The 1,347-nt window shown below is 58.7% G+C and carries 2 protein-coding genes and 1 pseudogene; 2 read left to right on the top strand and 1 reads right to left on the bottom strand.

Annotated features, from left to right (window positions below; all coding sequences use genetic code 11):
- A partial coding sequence (locus Q4P78_RS08820; RefSeq protein ID WP_303340004.1) for a YwqG family protein occupies positions 1 to 487 on the bottom strand: 487 nt, incomplete at its 3' end.
- Between the two features lie 24 nt (positions 488 to 511).
- Between Q4P78_RS08820 and Q4P78_RS08815 the strand changes: the two genes are divergently transcribed.
- Both Q4P78_RS08815 and Q4P78_RS08810 read left to right on the top strand, forming a co-directional pair.
- Positions 512 to 691 (top strand): iron chelate uptake ABC transporter family permease subunit, encoded by a 180-nt coding sequence (locus Q4P78_RS08815; RefSeq protein WP_303340003.1) that lies wholly within the window; start codon positions 512 to 514, stop codon positions 689 to 691.
- 160 nt (positions 692 to 851) lie between these two features.
- A pseudogene (locus Q4P78_RS08810) lies at positions 852 to 1,347 on the top strand (hypothetical protein); the annotation flags it as partial.

The following is a 1,347-nucleotide window of genomic DNA, read 5'->3' as shown; positions in this document are numbered from 1 at the left end:
GCTCAACCAGGCTGAACGAGAGCGCAAATTCCACGCTCTCCGGTTCGATAGGCCAGCCGACCATATCCCAGTCAATCACCGGCAGCGGCGCATCCGGGTTCGACTCACCCACGCTCTCGTAGTAGAGCACCCGCCAGTTCTCTTGAACCGCAGGCTTGTTATAGTCATACCCCCACACGGTGTCGTGAGGGTCAATCCAAAATTGAAGCATACCGCTCTTCGGGTAAATATTATTCTGCGGCAGCTGCGCACAGTTAATCTGCGCGATCATGCCCAAGGGCTGGCCAGATGCGTTCGCCGGTGCGGGCTCTCCCGCAGGCAGGTACGGCACTCCCCCGAACTTGGAGGCGGCCTTCGGCAGCGGCTGCTGCGATGGGGTTGCCGTAATCCTGATGGCCTGTTTCAGTTTCCCCTCATTGAGCATGCCCAGAACTCGGCGTACCCGCGCTTCGGTGTTTTTAGCCGCATTCTGCTCGGTGGTATTCATACGTTCCTCCGGGTGGTTGGTTCAATGCTACAACCATCAGAACACATTTTGCGGTGCCGTGCGCCTTTTCTGGGCGCGGTTCTTCTGGTGGTTGCCGATTATGCTGCGATGCGGGTGTTGGCACCGTTTCAGATCCCGGTGGGGCTGGCCACCGGGGCGGTCGGTGGGGTGTACATGCTGTGGCTTCTGCGTAAAGTGCGGTAGTTTACGCACCCTCCGCGGCTGTGCGTTGGGGAAATGATGGGCTAAAAATGCTCAAAATTTTACTTCTGGGGGGCGCTGCGCCGAAAAATCTTCTTAACCCGTCAGGGGGTGACTGTAGCTTAAGAGCATCAGATAAAGCTCCCGGAAGGAAATCACCGCCATGGTAGAGAAGAAGACTCTGTGCCTCGCCGACGAGGTTGTTAATGCCGATTTGCAGTTCCTCATGAACGCGGGCACCGTTCTCACCACCAACGTCTACAATATTGATGCTATTGGGCGCACCATTGCGGAGGTTATTACCGCCGGGCGCGCGTTTAATGTGGCTCGCCCTTCTCACGTGTATGACCGGGTAATGAGCATGCACGCCCACCCTGCGCTCGGTTCGTTTACTGAGACCCTCGCCGATATGCGCCAGGCTGCCCGCAACGCCCTGATTCTGCGGTTCCCGGCACCGAATGAGCGGGGCCTTGAGGTTGCGGTGCGCATTGAGCGGGTAATGGGCACTAAGCTTGCTGTGACGAAGGTGTGCTGCCGCCCGGCGGGCACTCGCCGCTGGTATGAGCATTGGGCGAAGGAGGTGCTGCAGATTGACGGGTATCTGATTGCGGGCGAGTCGCGCCGCACCCGCGGCATGTTTGAGGTGCACCGGCAGAACC

This window comes from Rothia sp. (in: high G+C Gram-positive bacteria), from assembly GCF_030540545.1.
Taxonomy (GTDB): domain Bacteria; phylum Actinomycetota; class Actinomycetes; order Actinomycetales; family Micrococcaceae; genus Rothia.
Note: the sequence above shows the minus strand (reverse complement) of the source record. Positions and strands in the feature narration are given on the sequence as shown.